25 protein-coding genes and 1 tRNA gene are annotated in these 25738 nt (G+C 29.6%); 9 read left to right on the top strand and 17 right to left on the bottom strand.

From position 1 onward, the window contains the following. Positions 1-292: 292 nt before the first annotated feature. The 3 genes from H6589_00255 (at position 293) to mce (ending at position 2627) form a co-directional block, all read left to right on the top strand. Positions 293-1162 (top strand): hypothetical protein, encoded by an 870-nt coding sequence (locus H6589_00255; GenBank protein MCB9173022.1) that lies wholly within the window; start codon positions 293-295, stop codon positions 1160-1162. 216 nt (positions 1163-1378) lie between these two features. After that, positions 1379-2164 (top strand): hypothetical protein, encoded by a 786-nt coding sequence (locus tag H6589_00250; GenBank protein ID MCB9173021.1) that lies wholly within the window; start codon positions 1379-1381, stop codon positions 2162-2164. A gap of 61 nt (positions 2165-2225) precedes the next feature. Then, complete coding sequence (gene mce / locus H6589_00245) at positions 2226-2627, top strand: methylmalonyl-CoA epimerase (GenBank protein ID MCB9173020.1); 402 nt, start codon at positions 2226-2228, stop codon at positions 2625-2627. On the opposite strand, the gene H6589_00240 is transcribed toward mce, so the two are convergent. Genes H6589_00240 through H6589_00230 form a run of 3 tightly spaced genes read right to left on the bottom strand, consistent with a single transcriptional unit; the run spans position 2598 to position 4936 of the window. Then, on the bottom strand, positions 2598-3215 hold the full coding sequence (locus H6589_00240; GenBank protein MCB9173019.1) for a class II aldolase/adducin family protein: 618 nt from the start codon (positions 3213-3215) through the stop codon (positions 2598-2600). The two genes, mce and H6589_00240, sit on opposite strands and share 30 nt — an antisense overlap. Position 3216: 1 nt before the next feature. After that, positions 3217-4320 (bottom strand): S-methyl-5-thioribose-1-phosphate isomerase, encoded by a 1104-nt coding sequence (mtnA, locus tag H6589_00235; protein ID MCB9173018.1) that lies wholly within the window; start codon positions 4318-4320, stop codon positions 3217-3219. After that, positions 4310-4936 (bottom strand): HAD family phosphatase, encoded by a 627-nt coding sequence (locus H6589_00230; GenBank protein ID MCB9173017.1) that lies wholly within the window; start codon positions 4934-4936, stop codon positions 4310-4312. Before H6589_00230 ends, mtnA begins: the two co-directional genes overlap by 11 nt. A 98-nt stretch (positions 4937-5034) precedes the next feature. Here H6589_00230 and H6589_00225 point away from each other — a divergent pair. The 3 genes from H6589_00225 to H6589_00215 all read left to right on the top strand — a co-directional run bounded on the left by H6589_00225 (position 5035) and on the right by H6589_00215 (position 8269). Continuing rightward, a tRNA-Ile gene (locus H6589_00225) sits at positions 5035-5108 on the top strand. A gap of 136 nt (positions 5109-5244) precedes the next feature. Further along, positions 5245-5778, top strand: coding sequence for a hypothetical protein (locus H6589_00220; GenBank protein MCB9173016.1), 534 nt, complete (start codon positions 5245-5247; stop codon positions 5776-5778). A 76-nt stretch (positions 5779-5854) separates the two neighbouring features. After that, positions 5855-8269 carry a TonB-dependent receptor gene (locus H6589_00215; GenBank protein ID MCB9173015.1) on the top strand — a complete coding sequence of 805 codons (2415 nt, stop codon included), beginning with the start codon at positions 5855-5857 and terminating at the stop codon, positions 8267-8269. Positions 8270-8450: 181 nt separating this feature from the next. Here H6589_00215 and H6589_00210 read toward each other — a convergent pair whose 3' ends face one another. Next, positions 8451-9038: a non-canonical purine NTP diphosphatase gene (locus tag H6589_00210; protein MCB9173014.1), complete on the bottom strand. Its 588-nt coding sequence runs from the start codon at positions 9036-9038 to the stop codon at positions 8451-8453. Between H6589_00210 and rffA the strand changes: the two genes are divergently transcribed. Together rffA and H6589_00200 are read left to right on the top strand one after the other, a co-directional pair. Beyond that, positions 9039-10169, top strand: coding sequence for a dTDP-4-amino-4,6-dideoxygalactose transaminase (gene rffA, locus H6589_00205; GenBank protein MCB9173013.1), 1131 nt, complete (start codon positions 9039-9041; stop codon positions 10167-10169). Further along, the gene (locus tag H6589_00200) at positions 10166-11482 is read left to right on the top strand and encodes a hypothetical protein (GenBank protein MCB9173012.1); all 1317 of its coding nucleotides are present in this window, start codon (positions 10166-10168) and stop codon (positions 11480-11482) included. The genes rffA and H6589_00200 overlap by 4 nt, the downstream gene beginning before the upstream one ends. On the opposite strand, the gene H6589_00195 is transcribed toward H6589_00200, so the two are convergent. From H6589_00195 to H6589_00135, 13 genes are read right to left on the bottom strand one after another with little or no spacing between them, the layout of a single operon-like run. Continuing rightward, positions 11479-12570 (bottom strand): glycosyltransferase, encoded by a 1092-nt coding sequence (locus tag H6589_00195; GenBank protein MCB9173011.1) that lies wholly within the window; start codon positions 12568-12570, stop codon positions 11479-11481. The two genes, H6589_00200 and H6589_00195, sit on opposite strands and share 4 nt — an antisense overlap. Further along, the gene (locus tag H6589_00190; protein ID MCB9173010.1) at positions 12551-13462 is read right to left on the bottom strand and encodes a class I SAM-dependent methyltransferase; all 912 of its coding nucleotides are present in this window, start codon (positions 13460-13462) and stop codon (positions 12551-12553) included. The genes H6589_00195 and H6589_00190 overlap by 20 nt, the downstream gene beginning before the upstream one ends. Before the next feature lie 14 nt (positions 13463-13476). Then, positions 13477-14703, bottom strand: coding sequence for a glycosyltransferase (locus tag H6589_00185; protein ID MCB9173009.1), 1227 nt, complete (start codon positions 14701-14703; stop codon positions 13477-13479). Continuing rightward, entirely contained in the window at positions 14703-15521 is an 819-nt protein-coding gene (locus tag H6589_00180) for a hypothetical protein (protein ID MCB9173008.1), read from the bottom strand. Before H6589_00180 ends, H6589_00185 begins: the two co-directional genes overlap by 1 nt. Further along, positions 15518-16438: a polysaccharide deacetylase family protein gene (locus tag H6589_00175; GenBank protein ID MCB9173007.1), complete on the bottom strand. Its 921-nt coding sequence runs from the start codon at positions 16436-16438 to the stop codon at positions 15518-15520. The genes H6589_00180 and H6589_00175 overlap by 4 nt, the downstream gene beginning before the upstream one ends. Next, the gene (asnB, locus tag H6589_00170) at positions 16435-18303 is read right to left on the bottom strand and encodes an asparagine synthase (glutamine-hydrolyzing) (GenBank protein MCB9173006.1); all 1869 of its coding nucleotides are present in this window, start codon (positions 18301-18303) and stop codon (positions 16435-16437) included. The genes H6589_00175 and asnB overlap by 4 nt, the downstream gene beginning before the upstream one ends. Positions 18304-18326: 23 nt before the next feature. Beyond that, positions 18327-19199: a glycosyltransferase family 2 protein gene (locus H6589_00165; GenBank protein MCB9173005.1), complete on the bottom strand. Its 873-nt coding sequence runs from the start codon at positions 19197-19199 to the stop codon at positions 18327-18329. Then, entirely contained in the window at positions 19190-19927 is a 738-nt protein-coding gene (locus H6589_00160; protein MCB9173004.1) for a class I SAM-dependent methyltransferase, read from the bottom strand. The genes H6589_00165 and H6589_00160 overlap by 10 nt, the downstream gene beginning before the upstream one ends. After that, positions 19903-21045, bottom strand: a complete 1143-nt coding sequence (locus tag H6589_00155; GenBank protein ID MCB9173003.1) for a glycosyltransferase family 4 protein — start codon at positions 21043-21045, stop codon at positions 19903-19905. The genes H6589_00160 and H6589_00155 overlap by 25 nt, the downstream gene beginning before the upstream one ends. Further along, the gene (locus H6589_00150; GenBank protein MCB9173002.1) at positions 21042-21917 is read right to left on the bottom strand and encodes an FkbM family methyltransferase; all 876 of its coding nucleotides are present in this window, start codon (positions 21915-21917) and stop codon (positions 21042-21044) included. Before H6589_00150 ends, H6589_00155 begins: the two co-directional genes overlap by 4 nt. Positions 21918-21934: 17 nt before the next feature. Next, entirely contained in the window at positions 21935-22489 is a 555-nt protein-coding gene (locus H6589_00145) for an acyltransferase (GenBank protein MCB9173001.1), read from the bottom strand. Beyond that, on the bottom strand, positions 22482-23396 hold the full coding sequence (locus tag H6589_00140) for a sulfotransferase domain-containing protein (protein MCB9173000.1): 915 nt from the start codon (positions 23394-23396) through the stop codon (positions 22482-22484). Before H6589_00140 ends, H6589_00145 begins: the two co-directional genes overlap by 8 nt. After that, on the bottom strand, positions 23396-24625 hold the full coding sequence (locus H6589_00135; protein ID MCB9172999.1) for an oligosaccharide flippase family protein: 1230 nt from the start codon (positions 24623-24625) through the stop codon (positions 23396-23398). Before H6589_00135 ends, H6589_00140 begins: the two co-directional genes overlap by 1 nt. Before the next feature lie 85 nt (positions 24626-24710). On the opposite strand from H6589_00135, the gene galE reads away from it, so the two are divergent. Then, complete coding sequence (gene galE / locus H6589_00130; GenBank protein ID MCB9172998.1) at positions 24711-25733, top strand: UDP-glucose 4-epimerase GalE; 1023 nt, start codon at positions 24711-24713, stop codon at positions 25731-25733. The last annotated feature ends 5 nt before the right edge of the window (positions 25734-25738 follow it).

Here is a 25738-nt window from a genome sequence, read left to right as displayed (position 1 = left end):
GTTTATGGTAGCTCTTTTAGGAGTTGTCATGCGAATATTTCCAATATTATCTGTTCCCTTCACATATTCCAATTTGTTGCATGCTCATTCTCATGTTGCTTTCCAGGGGTGGGTCTATCTTTCATTTTTTTATATCATCACCACCACTTTCATTAGTAGACAGGACATTATAAAAAATGGTTACAAGCTACAATTTCTGCTCACAACAACAGTAATTGTTGGCATACTTATTTCCTTTATTTATCAGGGGTATGGTTTCTTTTCTATATTGTTTTCCACTCTATTTCAATTGATGAGTTATTGGTTTGTTGCTCGTTTTTTTATTGATGTAAAAAAGAATACCTTATTAAATCAACATTCGTTGCCTGTAAAATATATAAAAACAGGTTTAATGCTTTATGTGTTATCGACATTAGCTCCTTGGGCAATTGGAATTATTTCTGCTAAAGGACTTGCAGGTAGCGAACTTTATCATTCAACCATTTATTTCTTTTTACATTTTCAGTTTAATGGCTATTTTACGTTTGCGGCACTCGGAATTTTAATTTATCACTTAGATAACCATGGTAAAATAACACATACGAAACATTTTAACATCTTCTTTTATCTTTTAACTGCGTCAGTTGTTCCTGCTTATTTTTTAATGTTATTGGGAATGACGTTCAGAAACAACATACTGATTTATGCATCTATAGCTTCTATAATGCAGCTTATTGCTTTAGTGTATTTTGCCATTGCTATTTTACCGAATATTAAACCCTTTTTCAAACAAAACACAAGACTTACCAAAACATTAATACTGATTTTTGTTTTTTCTTTTTTTGTCAAAACACTTCTACAATCAATCTCTGTTCTAACAATTTTTCAAAATATTGCTTTTGGTAATCGGTATATTATCATGAGCTTCATACATCTCACCTTGATTGGGTTCATTACATTTTCGTTACTCGTTTTTTTTAAGCTAACAAACATTTTTAAAAACACTACTGCTATAAAATATAGTTTATGGTTAATAATTGTTGGGTTTGTTTTTAGCGAATTATTTATCACTCTCCATGGTTTTGGATATCAAACTAAATTTTCTTCGTATTTGATATTGATTTTTAGCATTTTAATGTTAATTGGAATAGCTTCAATTTTAACCTCACTTTTAAAAAAATAAGTTTTTTAACAACATATGTTTAAAATATTATGAATTTTTATTATATTTGGACATAATGTTATAAAATTAACTATCGCAAGAATGTTAGTTGAATAGTTTAACAAAATCGATTAATCGGGTTATATTTTAGATAAAATCGCAAGAAAAATTTTGAAAAAACCAAATAAGGTTTTAATATTGCACATTAAATTACTCTAATTCTATATTCAGAACAAAATGAAACGAATTTTAACCATAATACTTTTAGCTGTTCTTACATTAAATGTAAACGCTGGAGTTATTGTTTTAGAAGGTCATTATCAAGGAAAAAACCTTTACGTTCAAAATCCATTTGCTGGTAGTGGTGTTGGTTTTTGTACTTTCGAAGTAACCATTAATGGTGATGTTACTACTGACGAGGTTAACTCTAGTGCTTTTGAAATAGATTTTGCAAATTTCCAATTAAAAGTTGGCGATCCAGTTATCGTTAAAATCAAACATAAAGATGATTGTAAACCAAAAGTTTTAAACCCTGAGGTTTTAAAGCCAAAAAGTACATTCGAAATTGTTTCAATGGACATTTCAAAAGATGGCAACTTTGTTTGGACTACAAAAAACGAAACAGGTAAATTGGCTTATATTATTGAGCAATACAGATGGAACAAATGGATTAAAGTGGGCGAAGTTGATGGTAACGGTGCTGTAGATGAAAATAAATACGATTTTAAAATCACTCCTCACTCTGGTGAGAATAAATTTAGAGTAAAACAAGTTGATTACTCTAGCAAACCTAGATATTCACAAGCTTCTCGTTATATTTCTACAAGTGGAGAAGTTACTTTTAGTCCAATTAAAGCAAAAGATTTCTTAACTTTTACTGGAGAAACATTATTTGAGGTTTACGATAGTTTCGGAAACATTGTTAAGAAAGGATTTGGTGAAAAAGTGGATGTTACAAACCTTAAAAAAGGAATTTACTATTTAAATTACGATAACAAAACAGATACTTTCGTAAAGAAATAAGCTGAAAAAAATATTTTATACTAAGTCCCGAAATTTCGGGACTTTTTTTTTCGACATAATAATGAAAAAGATAGAACACATAGGGATAGCGGTTAAAAACTTAAACGATGCTAATTTAATTTATAGCAAAATCTTTAATCAAGAACCTTATAAAACTGAATCGGTAGAAAGTGAAGCGGTCTCCACTTCTTTTTTTATGGTAGGTGAGAATAAAATTGAATTATTAGAAGCTACCAATCCTGATAGTGCAATTGCCAAGTTTATCGAAAAAAAAGGTGAAGGCATTCATCATATTGCTTTTGATGTGGAAGACATTTATGCTGAAATGTCTCGTTTAAAATCAGAAGGATTTGTTATTCTTAATGAAAATCCAAAGAAAGGGGCTGACAACAAATTAGTATGCTTTGTGCATCCAAAATCTGCAAATGGAGTGTTAATTGAACTTTGTCAAGAAATTAAGTAAAACCGCTCCTGCTTCGTCCAAATTTTTTCCGAAGGCAATAATACCTTCGTCGTGACCAGCCATTACAATTATTTTCTCTTTATCTACGTTTGTTTCTTTAAATAAACGAAATACTTCATTCGCCATTTCTGGCGTTCCGTATGGAACATCTTTATTTGTTGTTGGTACTTTGTTCAATAGCTCCTCCCATAAATCTAAATTATGAATGTGAATAATTGCTTTGATTGATGGATGAGCTTCGTAAATTGCTGCATGAGTCATTGATTCAGACGAAGCTTTTATTGGACCTATACAAACAACACTATTTTGAGCAATATTGTAATCAGATACCAACGTAAAATGGTTAGGTTGAATGGGAAAAATATTACCCGTTTGAGTACCTGAAATTAAAAATCCATTATCTAGTTTAACACTTATATTTCCATATCCAATGTTTATCTCAGCATAATGACCAATTTGTTTTAATTCGTGCATTTTGTCCCTCCATAACATCAACTCTTTAGGCACATCAACACATAACGGCTCATTAATCCATTCAATATTAAATTTTATGTACCCTTCGTCTATATTGTGCTTTTGATTGCTCATGTTAAAATTTTTCAGGAAACAATGCTTTAATTCCTTCTTCTGAAGCCTTACAAATACCTCTTTCGGTAATCAATCCTGTTACATATTTTGCAGGAGTAACATCAAACCCATAGTTTAATGCTGGAGTAGTTTCAGGACAAATCAATACAGATTTAATTTCACCTTTTTCCAACCCTTGTATGTACTTTACTTCATTTTCATCACGAGTTTCTATAGGGATGTTTTTAACCCCATCAATCATATTAAAATCTAATGTTGACGAAGGTAATCCTACATAAAAAGGCACATTGTTGTCGTGAGCTGCAAGCGCTTTTAAATATGTTCCAATTTTATTGGCAACATCTCCATTTCGAGTGGTTCTATCAGTACCCACAATAACCAAATCAACCATTCCATGCTGCATTAAATGCCCGCCCGTATTATCATTAATTAAAGTGTGTGGAACGCCTTGTTGATTTAATTCAAAAGCAGTTAAGTTAGCCCCTTGATTTCTTGGACGAGTTTCATCTACCCAAACATGTACGTCAATACCTGCTTGATATGCTTGATAAATGGGCGATGTTGCTGTTCCCCAATCGACAGTAGCTAACCAACCAGCATTGCAATGGGTCAAAACATTTACTCTAGAACCTTTTTTTTCTGCAATTTCTTGAATTATTTTTAATCCATGCTGTCCAATATTAAAACAGATATCGATGTCTTCTTGTTTAATTTCATTAGCTCGTTTTAACGCTACTCCAATTCTATCATCAGCATCTTCAATTCCATCAATAGCTTTAATCATTTCTGTTATTGCCCAAGCCAAATTTACAGCCGTAGGTCGGGTTGCATTTAGTTTTTCAGCTACTTTTTTTAAGTATTCTTGAGGTCTAGGCTGCGATTTTGCTTCTAAACAACCCAAATACATCGCATAAGCAGCTGTAACTCCAATTAATGGTGCACCTCTAACTACCATATCTTTAATAGCAAAAGCTGCTTCGTTGGTTGTAGAAATATCAAAAACTTCAATTTTATGAGGAAAATAGCGTTGGTCAAAAACTTGGATTAACGCAGGATTAGTTTCATTAACCCAAATCGTATGATGATGTTTTCCGTTAATATTCATTTAGCAATGTTGTTAATGTATCATTATTGTTAAGATTCAAATGCTGAGCTTTAATGCCCAGTTTTAGTGCTGAATTAATGTGTTCTAATGAATCATCAATAAACAAGGTTTTTTCAGGATTAAGGCTGCCGTTATCCAATACAAACTCAAAAATTTCAAGGGTTGGTTTTCTCAATCTTACTTGATAAGAAAGGTAAACTTTATTAAACAACGACTCAAAATTACCCTGTATAAAAATTCGTTGATAGTAGTCTTCAATATAATTGTAATGTATTTCATTGGTATTACTCAGTAGATAAACATTATAATTTTTCGATAGCTCTTTGATTAAGTCTATTCTTGATTTTGGAATATCCAACAGCATACTATTCCATGCTGAAATTAATTGTTGATGGCTCAATACTGGCTTATATTTTTGAAAGAAATTTAAAAACTGAAGCGTAGATAAATTGCCTGTTTCATAATGTTCAAATATATTATTAGCTGTTGCTTCAGCAATAATTTTATCAAAATTATCATCAAACAATTCTTTAAAAGCCTTATGGGTTAAGTCTTGATTAAGATTGATAATAACCCCTCCTAAATCAAATATGATATTTTCAATCCCTTTTAGCATTTACAGAAAACAAAAATAGCAAAATAGTCCCGCTATTTATTGGTTATTTAATTTCAAATACGTAAAATTGCACCCTTAATTTTGTGTAATACACAAAAGGGCCTATAGCTCATTCGGTTAGAGCAACTGACTCATAATCAGTAGGTGCTTGGTTCGATTCCAAGTGGGCCCACAGAGACCTCAACTTTCGTTGGGGTCTTTTTTATTTAAACGTTATTTTCTTGCCAATAATATCACAAAAATTATTCAATTTTAACTTTACTTAATTACCACTTAAATTATTTATGATTTAATGTACCTTTGGTGTAGTGGTAAAAAAAACCTTCGCTATATTACTTTTACTTACATTACTGTTTAATGCAGTTGGGGTTGTTGTGTTATTTAAAGTTCAACAATATCAAGTAAAAAGAGAAATAAAGCAGCGAATTAAAAACCATGTTCCCACCGAAGATTTAACCACTATAGTTTTAACTCAACAAAATAGCAACGAATTTGATTGGGAACACGAAAGGGAGTTTCGCTATAAAGGAGTAATGTACGATGTAGTGAAAAAAGAAAGTGTAAACGAAACTACAACACTTTTACATTGCATTACTGATAGTCAAGAAACTATACTTTTTGCCAGACTAAATGATGAAGTTAAAAAAAGTATGGACTCCAAAAACAATGGTTCTCATCCTATAAAAAATGTATTTAAACTTCTATCTAATATATACTTTCCTAGTAATGAAGTCACATTAAATTTGGATATTTTGTTAATCAAAAAGCCTCTAACAAATTATTCTTGTTATTATCAAATACCATTTATTGGTACAACAAACCCACCTCCCGAATTGGTTTAAATTACTCTTTAATTAAAAAATTGGCGGTGTATTTTGTACAACTGCCTTTACTTATTTGTTTAATAACCCAATAAAAATGAGAAAAATTATTTTACTCTTTACGAGTATAATATACTCGTTATCGTTGTGTGCTCAATTGGTAAAAGTTACTGATAACACTAACTTGCAGCCTTTATCAGAAGTAGCTATTTATTGCAGCAACCCAACCATATCAGCCATTACCAACACCAAAGGTTTGGCTGACATCAGTGCGTTCAAAAATATGGATACGATTGTGTTTAGTCATATTGGCTACACCATTAAAGCTTATAGTTATAGTGAATTAATAGCTTTAAATTATACTGTTCGCTTATCCGAAAAATCATTTTCTATTGATGAAGTGGTTATTTCTGCTAGTCGTTTTGAAGAAAAAATAAAAGACGTAGCACAACCCATTCAAGTTATCAAGTCAAAAGAATTGGCTTTTATGAACCAACAAACCACTGCCGAAGTAATGCAGAGTTCGGGGAATGTATTGGTACAAAAAAGTCAGCTTGGTGGTGGAAGCCCTGTTATTAGAGGATTTGAGACCAACAAAGTATTAATGGTTGTTGATGGTGTCCGAATGAATAATGCCATTTATCGTGGAGGTCATCTCCAAAATATTATTACACTCGACAACTCTATGTTAGATAAATTAGAAATTGTTTTTGGTCCAGGTTCTGTAATGTATGGTAGCGATGCTTTGGGCGGTGTAATGCACTTTTATACTAAAAATCCGATTTTATCCGACAGTACAAGTTTAACTGTAAAATCAAATGCTTTTACTCGTTACTCCACTGCTTATAACGAACAAACTGGGCATACGGACATAAGTGTTGGCGGAAAAAAATTTGGTTCACTAACCAGCATTACTTATTCTAAGTTTGGAGATTTACGTCAAGGTAACATCAGAAACCCTTTTTATGGTGATTTTGGAAAAAGAACTTTCTACGTAGAACGCATAAATGGAAAAGATTCGATGTTGACCAACAACAATGTTAACATCCAAAAACAATCTGGATATTTGCAATACGACATCTTACAAAAGTTTTTGTTTAAGCAGAGCAGCAAGGTCTCACATACCATTAACTTGCAGTATTCATCATCTTCTAATGTTCCTCGTTATGATAGATTAACTCAACTTAGTGGAACGAATCCAAAGTTTGCAGAATGGTATTATGGACCACAAAAAAGAATGTTTGCATCGTACACGTTAACCTTGTCGAATGAAAATGTGATTTATGACAATGCTAGAATAATATTAGGTTATCAGAACATTGAAGAAAGTCGTTACGACCGAAGATTTAGAAAAGATATGCTCAATCGCCGTATTGAAACCGTAGCTGTTTTTACTCTTAACGCTGACTTTGAAAAAAAGCTGAACAAGCATGAATTTCGTTATGGACTTGATGGTTGGTATAACCAGGTTAATTCTACTGCAAGTGAGCAAAACATTGTAACTGGAAAAATAGCTCCTATAGACACTAGATATCCTGATGGAGGTTCTATAATGCAAAGTATTGCTGGTTACCTTTCTCATACATTCGAAATAAGCAAAAAACTTATTTTAACCGATGGTTTAAGGGTAAATAATGTGTTATTAAATTCCAAGTTTATTGACACTACATTCTTCCCTTTTCCTTTTAAAGAAGTTACTCAGCATAGTACTTCTGTAAACGGCAATTTAGGTTTGATTTATATGCCAGGGTTGGGTTGGAGATTTACTTTGTTAGGTTCTTCAGGGTTTAGAGCTCCAAATGTAGATGATTTAAGCAAGGTGTTTGAGTCGGTTCCAGGAAGAGTGGTTGTGCCAAATCCAAATTTAAAACCAGAATACACTTATAACATCGATTTTGGATTATCTAAAACTTTTGATGATAAGATTACCGTTGGAGGGACTGGATATTATACCATATATAAAAATGCGATAACTTCTAGTTCTGGTAAATTTAACGGACAAGATTCCATAATGTATAGTGGGCAATTGAGCCAAGTAACCACAAATGTAAATGCTGCAGAGGCTTTTATTTATGGATTTAATGCTTATTTAAATGCTGATGTAACGGAACATTTTTCGATTACCAATACAGTTAATTATACTTTTGGAAGACTTAAAACCGATTCAACAGATTATCCTTTAGACCATATTTCTCCAGTATTCGGAAAAACAAGTTTTAATTTAAAACTAAACAAGTTTAGGGGTGAATTTTTTATTCAGTATAATGGAACAAAAAGTTCAAACGACTATAATCTTGCCGGAGAAGATAATCAAGCTTACTCAACAGACCCCATTAATGGATATATGCCTTCTTGGATGACTTTAAATGTGAGATCTGCTTATCAATTTAACAAATACATGCAACTACAAGTTGCTCTTGAGAACATACTTGACCAAAACTATCGAGTTTTTGCATCAAACATTAGTGCTCCAGGTAGGAACTTGGTAATAACATTAAGAGGAAATTTTTAACTAAAATTTACCACATAGACACATAGATTTCTACTATTCACATTGAACAATTCTTTTATATAGCCATACAATAGTTTTATCCCGATAAATCGGGATAACTATAGAAAGCTATGTTCATGCTGAATTTGTCGAAAAAACTTTTTTGATTTCACAAACAACTATGTATCTATGTGGTTTATTTTTAGAACGAACTCATCTTTTGCAGATGTTCAATTAATTGATGTGTAGCCAAAGCCCTATGACTGATTTTATTTTTCAACTCCAAATTCATTTCTGAATACGTTATATCATACCCCTTTGGTTTAAAAATTGGGTCGTATCCAAAGCCTTCTTCGCCACTCCTAACACGAGTCATTTCACCTTTAACAATCCCTTCAAAACAAGATATCTCTCCATTAATTATTAATGCGATTACTGTTTTAAATTGAGCATTTCTGTTGGTTGCATCATTCAATTTTTCCAACACTTTATTCATATTATCTTCAGAATTTCTTTGCTCACCAGCATAACGTGCAGAATAAATACCAGGCTCTCCATTTAATTCATCAATTTCAAGTCCTGTATCGTCGGCAAAACAATTGTATCCATAATTATCATAAACATATTTTGCCTTTTGAATAGCATTACCCTGAATGGTATCAGAAGTTTCAGGAATATCTTCTACACATCCAATATCCTCTAAACTCAATAATTCGATAGAATTACCTATTAAATGCTTTATTTCTTTAATTTTATTTTTGTTATTTGTAGCGAAAACAAGTTTTAACATTTGAAAATTCCTTTTAACATACCTTATATTTCTGGAAACGAAGTTACTTACATCAATGAAGTAATCCAAGAAAAAGTATTTTCATCACCCGGAAAATTCTCGAGGATGTGCGAAGAAGAATTATCTAAACTAACTGGATGTAAAGAAATTCGATTAACAACAAGCTGTACTTCTGCTCTTGAATTATCAGCTTTAGCTATTGGATTGAAACCAGAAGACGAAGTTATAATACCGTCATATACTTTTGTTTCTTCAGCAAATGCATTTGCGTTGAGAGGAGCTAATTTAGTTTTTGTAGATATCAATCCGAAAACAATGTGTTTGGACGAGACTTTACTGGAAAAAGCACTTACCAAAAAGACTAAAGCTGTGGTGTTAGTTCATTATGCTGGACTAGCAGAAAATATTGAAAAAATCGTTGAATTTTGTAAAAAAAACAATCTCTTTTTAATTGAAGATGCAGCACAAAGCATTGATTCTTATTGCCAAAATAAACACTTGGGAACATTTGGTGATGTAGGATGCTTAAGTTTTCACGATACTAAAAACATACATTGCGGAGAAGGTGGTGCTATCCTGATAAATAATAGCAAATTGGTTGAAAAAATTGACATTATTTTGGAGAAAGGAACCGATAGGAAAAAATTTCTTGAAGGTAAAATTTCTACATACAGCTGGAAAAGTTTAGGTTCAAGTTATGGTTTGAGCGAAATTAATGCTGCATTTTTGTATGGTCAACTACAAAGTTTGAAATCAGTAACCAACACTCGAAAAGAGCTATACAGTTTATATCAAAAAGGTTTACAACCGTTAAAAGAAAAAGGATTGATTGATTTTCCTGAACCTACCAACAACCATAATGCTCACATTTTTTTTATTAAAGTAAAAAATATAGATGTTAGGGATAAATTGATTTCTAACTTAAGCCAGTCTGGTGTTAGTGCTTATTTCCATTATTCTCCTTTACATTTGAGTGATATGGGTATTAAATATAAGTTTATTTCTTCAGGTAATGATTTTAGTAAAATAGAAAGTGAGAGAGTTGTGAGGTTACCTTTGTTTTATGGATTAGAAAAAAATAATGTTGAGTTGGTTTGTAATCGTATAAAATCATTTTTTGAAGTTATATGATTCCAGAATTAGGACTATATGATTTTGTATTAGCATTTTTATACTTGTTTATTATTTATGTGTTTGCATTGTTTTATATTCGTATAAAAAAACACGAAAATCCAGAATACAAATACTTTTTATGGGCACTTTCTGCAAAATTATTTGGCGGGATTTTTTTCGCACTTTTTTCTATTTATTATTATAAAGGTGGAGACACCTTTTTTTATTTCAATGCAGCTGAAGGATGGGTTAATTATATAATTGACAATCCTTTAGATAATCTAAAAATGTTGTTATCATCAGAGCAACTAATTGATGACTATAGTTTTGAACATAATTATATTTATAGAGCAAACGATGTTTTTACAATGGCTTATAACACTATTTTATTAACTTTTATAGGATTAAACAGCTATTTATTAACCTCCATTTTATTCGCATTCACTTCATTTCTTGGGCTTTGGTTTGGATACTCAAACCTATCTAAATTATACCCAAACATCTCAAAATATTTATTAATTGGTTTTTTTTTCGTCCCAACTGCAATACTTTGGAGTTCTGGTATATTAAAAGACACTGTTACCCAAGGCATAATAGGCTGGTTGATTTATACAGTATCAAACCTGTTTATTTTTAATCGAAAAAAAATATTAAGTATCCTAATTTTAGTAATAGGCGCTTATATCCTATTTAAGTTAAAGCCTTATATTTTGTATGTTCTTATACCTTGTTTTTTTATTTGGATACAATCTAGCTCTAAAGAATTAATAAAAGGTTCTTTTATTCGAATCATTATACTACCTATACTGCTAGTATTCCTTTTAATTTCAGGATACTTCCTAACACTCAGTTTCTCTGAAAGTGCAGGAAAATACAACTTAGAAAACATAGATAAAACTCTTGAGGGGTTTCAGGGATGGCACACCTACTTAGCAGAAACCCAAGATCAATCAGGCTATACTTTAGGCGATATGGATTTCACACCTTTAGGAATGTTATCAATTGCACCAGCAGCACTAAATGTTACTTTTTTTAGACCATATTTGTGGGAAGTACGTAATCTACCTACATTGTTAGGTGCTTTTGAAGGATTAGTTCTTTTTATTTTTTTCTTATATTTAGTAATAAAATTACGATTAAGACTATTTATTCTACTTTTTAAAAGTAAAGAGGCTTTTTTTATGATGCTTTTTGCAATAATTTTTGGTGTGGTAGTGGGAATTAGTTCTTATAATTTTGGAGCACTTTCGCGTTATAAAATACCAGCCGAAATGTTTTTTATTACAAGCCTAATAATTGTTTATTATAAATCAAAGGAACAGACCAATTAAATATCTTTAAATATCTTTAAATATTTCAATTTATTTGATTCCACAGAATACTCTTGCTCAATTGTTTTCCTTGCTCTCCGCCCAATATTAACTCTTATTTCAGGATTGTTTAATAAAATTTTGATTTTATCAATCCACTCATTATTATAAATTAAAAATCCATTTTCATTATCATTAATAATTTCTTTATTTACTCCGACAGCAGAAACAATAGCAGGTATTTCTAAGCTCATATACTGTAATGCTTTAAAGCCACATTTTCCCTTCGCCCATTCTGTATCAGGCAATGGCATTAAACCTATATCTATTTTAGATAAATCCTCTATCTCTTTTTCTATTGACCAAGGGGTTGTTTGTGTATTTATAGATGAATAATATTTATTAATATCAACAATAACTTGAAAGTTTATTCTATCACCAAACTCTAATTTTAATTTTTCTAATTCTGGCAATATTTCTTCAAAATAAGGCAAGGTAGTGGAGGAACCTGTCCATCCAATTGTAACTACATCTTTACAGTTATTATTTCTTACAAAATGATACGATGTATCAATCGTTGTCGGAATTACAACAACTTTAGGATTAATTTTTCTAGTATACTGAGATAAATAACTGTTTCCTGTAATTATTACTTTTGAAATTTTAATGATGTCATTTGTCTTTTCTGGTTTTTTTAACCACTCAAATTTTTTGTTTTGATTTGATACATTTTTGAGCCATATTGCATCATCAAAATCAAAAATAATATTTGGATTTCGTTTATGTATCCATCTTTCAAAGAATGCACCCCCTACAACAAATGTCTCTCTAAAAATGAAAATTGCATCGTAATTTTTTGCTTTTCTCACCGTTTTTAACCGCTTAAAAAAAAGCTTAATTATTAATACTATTTTACTAATGTTTCTATTTGAATAAAATATTAAATCATCTTCTTTAGACAACAAAATATCCCATTCAAATTGAATGTTATTAGCCGAAATAAAATCTAGATATTGTTCAAATCTAAATCTTTGACCAGGAGATCTATCTTTACGATGGTGTGTTACAATTAAAATTTTTTTACACATATTATTTTGTACCCAAAACATGCCAATACGGTTCGTTATCAGAGAAAACAATTTTTGTTAATCCTGATTTCAACATCATTTGTTCTATTTGAATTTTACTAAATCGTTGTTCTAATGGTGTTCCAAATCGATCTAAAGCATCATTTCGAATGATGTTAAATGATTTATCTGAATAATATGACAATGGAATTTTTTTAATCCAACTTTTTGTCCCAAATAAATTAATTAAACTTCTTGTGATTAAAACCAAAGGTAAATAAACAACTACAGCCACTATATCACATGTCAATTTCTTTAATCCATGAGGTAATTTACTAATCATTAATCTAAAAACTGTTGAAATTTTGAATAAGTATTTATACAACATACCCCTATTATCAAGGTTGTAATATAAATAAAGCAATATAGATCCCCCAGTTTTAATTTTTTTTACAACATCAATAAGTGCTTGAGATGTATTAGGAATATGATGTAAAACTCCCAAACATATAACAAAATCAAAACTTTCATCTTCAAATGGAATATTACTTACACTTGCTTGGGTAATTCTAACATTTTCTTCATTTTTATTTAAATTAGCTGCAGAAATAATAGCATCACTAGGATCAATTGCTTCAACTATCTTTACCTTTTTCGATATAAACTTTGTCCACCTACCACTTCCGCACCCCAAATCAAGGACAATAGTTTCCTTATTTAAAATATCTTCCCCAACTAAATCAAAATACTGATTACCTGCAAGTTTAATTTCTTCTTCTGAAAATAAATTAAACTTTAACCATTCATCTCCAAATGATTTAACCGTTTCTTCATCAAAATTTGAATCATTATCAATTAAAAAAGAAGCTATAGATTTATCATTTACAAGTTTTATCTCTTTTGTTGGAAATCTATTATAAGGTAAAAAGTTCATTTGGCAAATTTATCTTAAAATAATTCTTTATAAACAGAAATATACAAATTTAATCCCTTTTGTAAATCATAGTAATCTCTTGATTTTTCCCTTACATGTGACCCAATAAAATCAGCAAATTGCTCTAAAGAATCAACAATCTTTGTGAAATTGGCTTCATTCATTTCTGTAATACAAAATCCTCCTCCTGTAGTATTGATAATTTCTTCCACATCTCCAACATTATTATTACAAATAATTGGTATCCCCATAGCCAATAATTCGCCCATTTTTGTAGGTGAACTTGCTTTTTTAGAATATGAAGGTTTTATAAAAAAAATACTTACATTAGATGCATAAGCGACCATTGGCAACTGATTTCTTTGTACAAATTGAATTCTAAAATCTTCGGGTTCTAGCTTGTATTTGCTTCCTAAGTCAAAAATAGTTTTCTTATCGTCAGGAGTAATAATTAGAAATTTTGCATCTTGATATTTTGATTTCAAAATCGAGAAAAACAACAACATCTCATCAACCAAATACCAAGTTCCTAAAGAACCTATATAAGAAAGCACAAACTCATCATTATTTAAGTTTAAATTGTATTTAGCCTTTTCTTTTTTATCAGATGTTACTAATTCAAAGAGGTTGTAATCTGCTGCACAAGGTATTACTGTTATTTTTTCAGCATACAAGTTTGGTATATCCCAATTCAACATTTCTTTTTTCCCATTATCGGTTAAAGAAATGATTTTATCAGCATGTGTTAAATATTCTTTTTCTTTCTTTTTAAAATACTTATAAACCTGTTTAAAAAGAGGATTTTTAAGATTCCATATCCCACCATCTACACGCTCATCAGCCCAAAACCCACGCATATCAAAAATAAATTTAACACCATACTTTTGTTTAAAAGCTAATCCGATTAATGAGGGTATATAACTGCGACAATGTATAAGTTGAAACTGTTTTTTTTGATGAAGTTTTTTTGCTCTTTTATTGAGTTTAATTATATCCCAAACGGTAGAAAAAACAGGAGGTGTTTTAGTGTAAAAAATGGGCTTCCAATCAATATTATATTGAAAACAAATATCTTCAATAATAGATTTATTTTTACTGTAACGCTCTTTTTTTTCGCATGAAACAAGCGTAAATTGAAAACCTTCTTTTGATAAACCAACCAAATAAGGTAATACTTGGCTTTGCCCAAGTGGGTCAGTCATTCCATCATACGAAATATATAATACCTGTTTTTTATTCATCAATTCTTTAAATCAACCTTTACTACTTTTTCCTGTAAAAATTTGTACTCATTCGAATTAATCACTTTACTAAATTGTTTCAAATTTTTACATAATCTTATTTGCCAAATTAAACCCCAATCCCTTGTGTAATAAGTTGTACCACACCCTATTATATCTTGATTAACCCGATTCGCCTCATTGCTTTCTATCAATTTCAATGCTTTAAGATACAATTCATGAGCATGTTCCATTACCTTTAAATGTATTTCAAAAAAAGACTCATTACCATCAAATTTAGTACATTCTGTTAAAATCAATTCTCCACTATCTATTCCTTCATTCAACCACATTACGGAATTACCTATTAAATGAAACTGGCGAGTTGCAATACACCAATTTGTACAATTCGGACCCCCTTTTATATATGGAGAAAGACCTGTATGTAAATTAATAATTCCATAAGTTGATTCTGCCAAAAACATGTGCTTTTTTATAATAAGTGTTCCTGAAACTAGGATTAATTCACATTCCAATGAATTTGTAAAATCAATAACTTCTTTTGAATTGATATTTGTAACTTCTATAATATTTGAACACGAAATATCTACAAAGTGCTTCTTATAATGTTCCATTAACATCTTCCATGTTACAGCTACTTTCCTTAAGAGTATTCTTTCAATAACTTTTTTGATAACGATGTTTAAGGTAAGTTTTCTTTTTTTAACTATCCCTTGTTTTGTTTCTAAAACAACACCTAAAACTTGGTGTTGTTTTGAAATTTTATTTAAAAGAGCTATTTGATTTGGCTCCTTTCCAATCCAAAGAACAACTCTCATTTATAGCGAATTAATTTTTTAATGTGTTCTAGCTTATTTGATATTCTTAACTGTGTTTTCCACCAAGCCTCATTATAAAGTTCTATTCTAGGAATCTCAAAATCATTGTCAATAAGTGGATTATACACTGTTTGTTTCACCGCTAGCCCTAATTTATAACCCAAAAGTTTTGCTGCTTCAATTGTATCTCTATTATAACTTCCAATAGGGTAAGATATTGATATCGGTGAATATCCCAATTCCTGATAAATTCTAGTGGCTGACTGAGATAATTCAAAGACTTGATCAGTTTTTTTCTTCATTGTACCGAGCATATTATGGGTTAGTCCATGAGACCCGATATAATGACCTGATTGATTCAGTTGTCTAATATCTGTCCAATTCATCATCAATTTTGGGTATACTATATCAGAAAAATGTTTAGTTATATGATTAAGAACAATGCTTCTTTCTTCATGAGCAATTGTTTTTAAGAATGGTTTGAATTTTAATATAAAATCTAATATTTCTGATTTATTACAAAGCTTAACATTTCTCATGTGTGAAGGAAGAAATGAGTATGGTAACTCTAATTCAATTTTTCTAGCTTGTTGGAATAAATATTCTAACAAATGAGTCCATGTAAGACTATTATTATCTATGCAATCTGTAACTACATAAAAAGATGATTTAACATTATACTTATTTAAGATATCTGCAGCAAATTCAATGTTGTCTTTATAGCCATCATCAAAAACAATGGTCGCATATTTACCACTTTGAAATAACGATTTATCAAGAACATAGTCTTCAATTCTAATCACTTCAAACTTATTAGTGATTTGTCTAATACACTTTTGAAATAATTTAGGATCCATCGGGTCCCATAATACATCCCTTTCAGGGCTGACTCTATGAAATAAAAAATTATATATCATTGTTTTTCTAAAAACTTATGCAAAACAATCAATAACCATATTCGATTGTACAATGAATTTTCTCCTTTCAAATATCTATTTACTAAATCGTTACAATATTCAACTTTTACAACATTATGTTTCATAATAATCTTATCATCCAAGTATTTGTCAATAAGGAACTTCCAGTCATTTTTTAACCAAATCGATAATGGTATTGCAAACCCTTGTTTTGGTCTATCAAAATACGATTTTGGTATGTACTGATACAAAATTTCTTTCAAAAGATATTTACTTTCTCCATGTTTATATTTTAAATTTGGAGAAATGTTTAAAGCCAACTCAATTAACCGATGATCTAAATATGGCACTCTAGTCTCTAGAGAGTAGTACATACTTGCTCTATCAACTTTTGTTAACAAATCTTCTTGTAAATAATAATTTAAATCAAAAAATGCCTGCCGTTCCATTGGATTTAATTTTCTATCTAAAATATCCATCTTTTCGTTAAAATCATACAAAAAATTAACTCCATCCTTCGCTTTTTGGTTAATATCATCTGACATTAGATTATTTAGTTCCAAAATTGAAAAATAGTCTTGTTCCTGGGAAAGAATATGACTTGGAATTAATTTCTTATTTGCATAATTAAAATAATTTGAATGTCGTTTATATTTGGTATTTGAGCTAGATAAAAATAATGAAATAGGCTTCCTAAAAGTCTGTACTAAAGGGTTATTTAATCGTTGTGCCCATTTATAAGACCCATAACCCAAAAACAATTCATCACCTCCCTCTCCAGATAAACATACCGTAACATTACTCTTAGCTAATTTGGAAACCAAAAGAGTTGGAAAAGCTGATGAATCAGCAAAAGGCTCATCATAAACATTTATTAATTCATCTATTTGTTCCAAAGTTTCTTGTTGAGATACAATAAATTCGGTATGGTTAGTTTTAAAATAATTAGCCACTTTTTTTGCATAGATAGATTCATTATATCTATTTTCTTTAAATCCAATAGAAAACGTATTAATAGGCACACTAGAAATAGATGATGCTTGAGCCGTAATTAAACTGGAATCAATACCTCCTGATAAAAAAATCCCAAAAGGAACATCGCTTTTTAATTGATATTGAATTGAACTTGATAGTAAATCTGAAATCTTAACAAGTGCTTCTTTTTCATTGGTTATGATTTTATCAGAGACTGCATCTATAGTAGACCAATATTTTATTTTTTCAACACGCCCTTTAGTTATTTTAAGGTAATGACCAGACTCTAATTTATATAAGTTTTCATAAATACTTATAGGTGCTGGTATAAAACCTAAATATAGAAATAATTGAATTGCTTGAGGATTAATTTTTAATTGTGTGTTTACGGCTTTTATGGCTTTTATTTCGGATGCAAACATTACATCATTACCTTGTTTGAAATAATACAAAGGTTTTATTCCAATTCTATCTCTAATTAAAAATAGCTCCTGTAATTGTTTGTCATAAATAGCAATAGCAAACATACCGTTCAATTTTTCAACAAAAGACATCCCATAATGAGAAAATGCTTCTAAGATAACTTCTGAATCTGATGATGTTTTAAAATCAATCTGATGAATTTGTTTTAATTCGGCAGCTATATCTCTATAATTATAAACTTCGCCGTTATAAACCATTACATATCGTCCATTATGCGAAACCATAGGTTGATTCGCATTGTTCGATAAATCTAAAATACTCAATCGCCGATGTCCTAATGCAATATTACCCTCAACATAAACACCGCCCGCATCAGGACCTCTATGTATTAAGGTTGATGTCATTAACTTTATTTTTTCTTCAGAAAAAACTTGTTCTATAGAATATATACCTACTATACCACACATATATTTAATCTTTGAGAGATTGATTAAAATAAATTTCTAATAAAAACGGATGGGGAATAAAAAAAAGACAAAAATGCAAACTTTAAAGCTTTATCTATTCTTTTTATTTTAAAATTAGAACCACTAATAATGTAATAACCTTTTGCTAAAGTTTTACTCCTTAGTTTAGAGGGTATAATATTACACCTAATTAATTCGGAATAATACAATTCAGTATTCATCACTAAATTTTCTGTAAGATGGTGAGACATACTTTTATCATTTATACGATAGAATAACTCTCCTCCATTATCTAACAATACACCTCTTAATCTAGCTTTTGCCACCTCTAAAAGAAAAAATCTATCCGCTGGACTTGATAAAACAGGGTTGTACAACAAATTATATTTTTTCAACGATTTTTTTCTATACATATAGTTTGAAGGGCATGTATGAATATTTTTCTGAAACATCAATATCTTCTCCTCTATATTTATTACAGGTCCTTCTAAATCTTCTGATATAAATTCACCGAAGTTCTTGAACATGATAATTTTTGAACAAACAAAATCTAAATCTAAATTACTCTTTAATATTTGGATTCTCTTTTCAATAAATCCATCTGACATAATATCATCAGCATCAAAAAAAATAACAAAATCACCTTTTGAAACATTAAAACCATTATTTCTAGCAACCGATACACCTTTATTTTTCTGGTTAATTATTTTAATTCTAGAATCTTCAATACTTTCAATAATTTGAACTGATTTATCAGTAGAACCATCATTAACAACTATAATTTCAATATTTTCAACTGATTGATTTATAATTGAATCTATAGTATCCTTAATATAAAGTTCTGTATTATAACAAGGTATTATTATAGAAACTAGAACATCTTTAGCTAACGACATACAGCAAAAAAGGTTTTACATTTACGTATTTCATCGCTATTATTAACCAAAATAAATTCGGAAGACTTTGGATAGATTGATGGTTGACCAAACACATTCATTATATAATCTTGGAATTTTATAGGTAATTTTCTTACCCCTTTTTTATATAATAGTTTCTCAATATAATATCCTATATTTTTATTTTCAGCATATCGATTATATTTCTGCCCATATAAGTCAAAACTATTAAAATGGAAATTGAGAATCTCTATAAATTCTTCATAATTCCACTCTTGAGTATGGTATGGGTTTGTAACAATTCCTGAAGGGCTATTAATTATTATATTAGGTGTAGATAAATAAATAATCCCATTAGGTTTTAAAACGCGTTTAAATTCATTAATCATCTTATTAAACTCCGTAGTATGCTCTATGGTTTCAAAAGAAACAACAATATCAAAATAATCATCCTCAAAACAAAGATTTGTTCCATCCATTATTTGGAACGAGAGGTTATTTTTTCTCCATGTTTTTTGACATAAATTAATTGCATCAGAAGACAAATCTCCGCCATAAACTTTTCCTTCAGTTTTAGTTGCTAATAAATGTGTTCCAAAACCAGAACCACACGCAATATCAAGAATAGTTTCTGTACCTGAAAAAGATTTAAGTATTTCTTCATAACGATGAAGGTGTTCACCCCACCATGGACTAACTTTGTTTATTTCTTGTCTTTCGGATGACATAATTTTTTATACAAATTTAAATGATTCTCAACATATAATTCACCAGAAAAACATTGAACTGTTTTTTCACCGTTTTCTATTATCTTATTTCTTAAAGAATCATCTTTTATTAATCTTTGTAAAGCGTTAAAAATCTCAGTTGATGACTTATGAGCTACAACTAAAGCATTATTCTCATTAATTATAATGTCATTTGCAATTCCTGAAAGCGTAAAAACAGATGGAACGCCAGCGGCCAAAGCTTCTACGTATGTCTGGCCAAATGCTTCAACTTCATTATTAATAGGTGTGTGCACGAAAAAATCAAATACTCCATACAGATGATAAAGATCACTTTCAAAAGCAATTTCCAAATAATCTTCTTGTTTCAAATTATCAGCTAACATGTTTTTTATTTCATTAGAATCACTACCTATTGCATTTGCTAAAACCAGGTATGCTTTAGGGTAAATCTTTTTAAGCTCTGAAAAGGCAGGAATTATATGTTGCAGCCCTTTTAAGTGTATGTATCTAGAAATAACCCCAATTATTGGATATGAATCTCCTTTTATATTGTACTTAACTTTTAAGCTATTTGTTTTTTGTTCATTTGTATGTTTAAACTTGTCGATATTAAACCCATGTGGAATTAATGTTATTTTTCTTAATGAAACATTTTCCCTTTCAGTTAAAACATTTGTAACATTTTGAGAAATAGAAACAATATGTGTGGATAAATAGTTAGTATATCTATCCCATTTTACTGCATCTGGATGGTACTCTATATTTGAAGTGGAATGATGTCTAGTATATATTCTATTTGGTATAAATAAAAAGCTTGAAATGGTTAGTCCAATCAAATTCGCCTCTCTTAAATGAGTATGTACAATCTTTGGTCTTATCCGAACTAACAAGTAAAATATTTTAAAGAAAGACTTCGAAATATTTATTTTTCCATCAATTGGAATTATATAAAATTTTATACCAATCAACTCTAAAAACTTAGAAAATTCTGACTCTTCTTTTTGAAGCAAAAAGTAAGTTACATCAATATTATTTTCTTTAAATCCTTTTGCTACTATTTCAAATGCAAGAGATTTATTTGTATTCGCTATTATTTGAACAACTTTTATACTCAATCTAAGAGATTTAAATCTAAGGCAACAGCTGTTGTACAAATTAAGAAATTATGATAATCACTCTTTGTTAAACTATCTACCTTCTGAATAGAACCTTGTTCATTTAAATTAAAATAGATATAATCTAAATCTTGAATTAGGCACTCTATCTTTCCTGCAATTTCATCATTCAATATCTCAATTAAAAGTGTAGGCTTATAATTTCTAAGGTATTTTCCCATCCCTTCTAACACTTCTGGCTCATGAGTTTCAACATCAATTTTCATTAAATCAATTTTATTAATATTATTTAACGGTATAAACTCATCCAATCGAAGAGTTTCAATATCTATCTCTGTAACTTTACTTTTTGTAGTGTTTAAATTTTTATTAACTGTAACGGAATAAGTATGTTCAGAATCAGTATCATAGATTTTTGCTACTCCCGTATTATTTGATAAGGCTATTTGATAAGGCTTAATATCATAATTATTCAACTCAATATTCTGAACTAGTTTCTCGTAAACTCTTTTTACAGGATCGAAAGCATAAACATTATTATTCTTATTAACTGCTTTTGCTATTAACGAATAAACCCCAGTATTAGCTCCTATATCAAATATTACATCCGATTTCTCGCATAATCTGCTCCACAATAACAGTGAATCTTTTTCCCACCTTCCAAACAAACCAGACCAAAAAATATCGTTTTCGACTTGAAATCCATAATGATTAATTTGAAATGTTTGATCTCTTTTTATTTTAACCCTAAAAACACCCTTAAAATATAAATGTTTATAAATTGATTCTGGCAATCTAAACATTCTCACTCCTTTAAAAACGACAGTCTTAAAGGGAATATTTTTATATATAAATTTTAAAATTTGTTTCACGCTAATTTTTGGTATTATTACCCTTGTTTTATATTTTTTGCAGGAACACCTACATTTACACTATTTGATTCTAAATTCGAATTAACTAAGGAATGAGCACCAACAACAGCATTCTTACCAATAGTAACCCCTTTAAGCACAGTAGATTTTGTTCCAATCCAGACATTATTCTCGATATAGATTGAGCCAATATCGTTGCCTTGTGAACTTGTAAGCTCATCAGAAAGCGTATAATTATGATTGTGATCTCTTACAACAACCATCTCAGCTATCAGGCAATCATTTTTAATAATAATTTCTTTATTTGCAGATAATAAACAATTACGACCAATAAATGAATTAGAAATTTGAATCATAGCATTCTGTGCAGCTATGATATAAGTACCTTCACTAATATGAGTATCTTTTAATGTTAAAATACCACCATCAACACATACTATTTTACAATTTCGTTCAATGGTAGTATCTCCTTGAATTTTTAACCCAGGATACTTTAAAGATAAATGAAAAATCCTAATCTTAGAGAATACTTTATCTTTTATTTCAAATATCTTCCTATAAAGTCTATACATATTTGTTTTTCCAAATATCTAAATTTCTATTCAGTAATTTCTCTAAAATATTTATTTGATGTAGATATGATGCTTGAAGTTTTATCTTCTCCTCCATATTTAAATCATTAATTTGTTGATGAGATGTATTTAATTTTCTCACTCGCTTAAAAATTTTCAACCTCAATTCTTCGGAAGGAAAAATCATTCTCAATAAAATCCGAAAAACTCGATTGGGTTTAAAGATTAAAGCATTTAATTTCTTGCTTTTAACACTTCTTCTTTTATTTATAATTTCAAAATTTTCGAGTTTAAAATCATTATTTTTCACTTCTAAAAATGATAATACTTCCTTATAACCTTCTGTGGGATTAGAAAAAAATTCTTCAAAAAGAATAACCTTAACGTTATTCTTAAATGTTTTCATAAATTTTTCTATATGAGTAGCATAGTCAATCAATTCAGAATAATACAGCCCTTTTTCAAAATTATTAGTAATTGGAATATTTAATCCTTGTTTTCTATTTTTTTCTAAATCAAGTGCCTTCCAAAAATCAGGTTCATTTTCAATCCCCACATATAATGCATCTTGATGATAAGAAATGAGAAAGTCAACTGGATGTCTTAACATTATGATTATTTTCATGTTCTCATTATATTCTTTAATCTCTAAAAATGCATCTTTAGAATATAAGTAAAACACAGATGTCTCACCTTTAATTTGGCTATTTTTTGAATCTTTAAAAAACGATGTATATTCATTAGCTGTCATCCTTTTCCTATATCTTGTTTTTCCAAATTTAAACTCTGATCCAAAAAAATGAATTTCTTTTTTTGCAGGCATAAATATTTCATTATGCTGCCTCAAATAATTATGAAGGGCTGTCGTTCCAGCTTTTGGTGTTCCAACTATCAAGAAATTAATCATCAGTTTTTAATCTGTTTTAAAATAGACCCTTTAAAAATAACCGCCAAAACAGCTATTGAAAAATAAGTAATTAAAGTAGCATAAGCAGCTCCGACAGCACCATAATATAGAATACAATAATAGTTTAATACTAAATTTATTACAATACCAATTACTGAAAACAAACCTATTATTCTGTTTTTTTTGTAGTAAAGATAATATGAAATATAAAAACTAAATATCCCCCAAAACAAGCTAGACAAAGTTAACGGTATAACAAAGATAGAAGCAGACTCATACGAAACCTCTAAAAAATATTTGAAAATAAACTCATTTGAAAAAGCTATAATAATAAATATCCCTAATGTCAACAGTATAAAAACTAACGACAAATTCAATAATCGTTTTTTGTTTTCCTTTATGTTTTCTAAATAATCATAAATCATAGGTCTAAAAACATTCATTGAGGCGCCAATAACTAGTAGTTCTATGCTTGCAATACTATATGCTACACTATAAAGACCTGTCTCTTTTAATCCAACCATTTTTTCTAAATAGAATCTATCAGATAAATTCATAACCATAATTGATACACTCATAAGTATTAAAGGAGATCCTTCTTTTAGTAGATTTTTATAAAATACAAATTGAAGTTTACCCTTCAATAAATCTTCACTTACTAAGTATCTATACCCAAATATTCCAATTACTAATAAGCTCAGAAACAATGCTAAAATTCTACCTTTCCAAGTATAATTCAAAACTATTACAAATAAAATAACTAAACCTATCTCAATAAAGAATTTAAAAAGCGAAAACAAGGCAAACTTAATCGTTTGTTTTTTATAAGTCATTAGTGTTGAAATAGTCTCAAAAAAAACAACCCCTATTGCAACAATTGGAACAAAGAGTATTAAATATTTAGGTAATCCCATAAAATTTGGAGATACCATTGTTATAAGTAAAAATAAAACTACAGTAATTAACATATTGAGGGTAATTAGCCCTAAAAATGTCCTAAAATAACTTCCAAAATTATTTTTTTCACTATATAGCTTTACCATTATAATATTAGTTGTTCCAAATGACAAAAGTGCTACAATAAAACTAGTTGCAGCTGTAAATAATGATAAAACACCATAATCCTCAGGAGAAAGATATTTTGTTAACACAGGTAATAATAGAAATGAAATTCCACTAGAAATCACATTAACCCCTGTAAATACAGATATCTTTTTTAAAATATTCAATTTATAGTTTTGAAAAGTTTAAAATTAGCATAATTTAGTTGATAAATTAAATCCTTGTTTTTTTATAAAACAGTCAACACTAGTTATGAAAATACTCATCACAGGCGGCGCAGGTTATATTGGCTCTCACACTATAATTGACATCCTTGAAAATACAAATTGGGATGTTATCTCTATTGATAACTATTCAACCTCTACAGAAACAACTTATCAGAGAATTGAGAAAATTACTGGTAAAACCATAATGTTTTATAATGTTGATTTAAAAGACATTGACGCTACAAAAAAAGTTTTTGAAGAAAATAAAGACATCAAGGGCATTATTCATTTTGCTGCTCATAAATGGGTTGGTGATTCAGTAGAAAACCCTCTTAAATATTACAACAATAACTTAATTGGATTAACAAATATACTTACACTTCAAAAAGAGTTCAACATCAAAAGTTTAATCTTTTCTTCTTCCTGTTCGGTGTATGGGAACATTGACACGCTTCCTGTTACCGAGAAAACACAACTAAATAAAGCAGAGTCTCCTTATGCATATACTAAACAAGTTGGAGAACGAATAATAGAAGATTTTATTTATGCAAACAACCAATTGAAAGCCATTTCGTTACGATACTTTAACCCTGTGGGTGCTCATATCTCTGGTTTAAATGGTGAAATACAACCTATACCTAACAACTTAATTCCATTTGTAACGCAAACAGCTATTGGAAAAATTAAACAATTAAATGTATTTGGCAACAATTACAACACTAAAGATGGCACATGTGTAAGAGATTACATTCATGTAAGTGATATTGCTTCTGCACATGTGGCTGCATTAAAAACATTGTTTGAAAATGCCAATTTTCCGAATTACGATGTAATTAATTTAGGTAGTGGTAATGGTGTGAGCGTGCTGGAAATTATCAATGCCTTTGAGCAACAAAACAACATCAAGTTAAATTACAAGTTTGGTCCTCGCCGACAAGGTGATGTAGAAAGTATTTACTCCGATTCGAGCAAAGCACTAAAAGTATTGGGTTGGAAAACCAACTACAATATTAACGACATGGTAAAATCGGCTTGGCTTTGGGAACAAAACTTAAATAAAGAGAAATAAAAAAC

This window comes from Flavobacteriales bacterium, from assembly GCA_020635795.1.
Lineage (GTDB): Bacteria > Bacteroidota > Bacteroidia > Flavobacteriales_E > Vicingaceae > Vicingus.
The sequence above is the reverse complement of the archived record's forward strand: the minus strand, read 5'-3'. Positions and strand labels throughout refer to the sequence as shown.

Excerpts from the sequence above, each read along its gene's own strand:
- H6589_00210 (MCB9173014.1), bottom strand. The coding sequence starts at position 9,038 with ATGTTAAAACTTGTTTTCGCTACAAATAACAAAAATAAAATTAAAGAA.
- H6589_00140 (MCB9173000.1), bottom strand. The coding sequence starts at position 23,396 with ATGATTAATTTCTTGATAGTTGGAACACCAAAAGCTGGAACGACAGCC.
- mtnA (MCB9173018.1), bottom strand. The coding sequence starts at position 4,320 with ATGAATATTAACGGAAAACATCATCATACGATTTGGGTTAATGAAACT.
- H6589_00230 (MCB9173017.1), bottom strand. The coding sequence starts at position 4,936 with ATGCTAAAAGGGATTGAAAATATCATATTTGATTTAGGAGGGGTTATT.
- H6589_00240 (MCB9173019.1), bottom strand. The coding sequence starts at position 3,215 with ATGAGCAATCAAAAGCACAATATAGACGAAGGGTACATAAAATTTAAT.
- H6589_00200 (MCB9173012.1), top strand. The coding sequence starts at position 10,166 with ATGATTCCAGAATTAGGACTATATGATTTTGTATTAGCATTTTTATAC.
- H6589_00145 (MCB9173001.1), bottom strand. The coding sequence starts at position 22,489 with ATGTATAGACTTTATAGGAAGATATTTGAAATAAAAGATAAAGTATTC.
- asnB (MCB9173006.1), bottom strand. The coding sequence starts at position 18,303 with ATGTGTGGTATAGTAGGTATATATTCTATAGAACAAGTTTTTTCTGAA.
- H6589_00180 (MCB9173008.1), bottom strand. The coding sequence starts at position 15,521 with ATGAGAGTTGTTCTTTGGATTGGAAAGGAGCCAAATCAAATAGCTCTT.
- H6589_00190 (MCB9173010.1), bottom strand. The coding sequence starts at position 13,462 with ATGAACTTTTTACCTTATAATAGATTTCCAACAAAAGAGATAAAACTT.
- H6589_00255 (MCB9173022.1), top strand. The coding sequence starts at position 293 with ATGAGTTATTGGTTTGTTGCTCGTTTTTTTATTGATGTAAAAAAGAAT.
- H6589_00195 (MCB9173011.1), bottom strand. The coding sequence starts at position 12,570 with ATGTTTTGGGTACAAAATAATATGTGTAAAAAAATTTTAATTGTAACA.
- mce (MCB9173020.1), top strand. The coding sequence starts at position 2,226 with ATGAAAAAGATAGAACACATAGGGATAGCGGTTAAAAACTTAAACGAT.
- H6589_00175 (MCB9173007.1), bottom strand. The coding sequence starts at position 16,438 with ATGATATATAATTTTTTATTTCATAGAGTCAGCCCTGAAAGGGATGTA.
- H6589_00250 (MCB9173021.1), top strand. The coding sequence starts at position 1,379 with ATGAAACGAATTTTAACCATAATACTTTTAGCTGTTCTTACATTAAAT.
- H6589_00165 (MCB9173005.1), bottom strand. The coding sequence starts at position 19,199 with ATGTCGTTAGCTAAAGATGTTCTAGTTTCTATAATAATACCTTGTTAT.
- galE (MCB9172998.1), top strand. The coding sequence starts at position 24,711 with ATGAAAATACTCATCACAGGCGGCGCAGGTTATATTGGCTCTCACACT.
- H6589_00160 (MCB9173004.1), bottom strand. The coding sequence starts at position 19,927 with ATGTCATCCGAAAGACAAGAAATAAACAAAGTTAGTCCATGGTGGGGT.
- H6589_00215 (MCB9173015.1), top strand. The coding sequence starts at position 5,855 with ATGAGAAAAATTATTTTACTCTTTACGAGTATAATATACTCGTTATCG.
- H6589_00185 (MCB9173009.1), bottom strand. The coding sequence starts at position 14,703 with ATGAATAAAAAACAGGTATTATATATTTCGTATGATGGAATGACTGAC.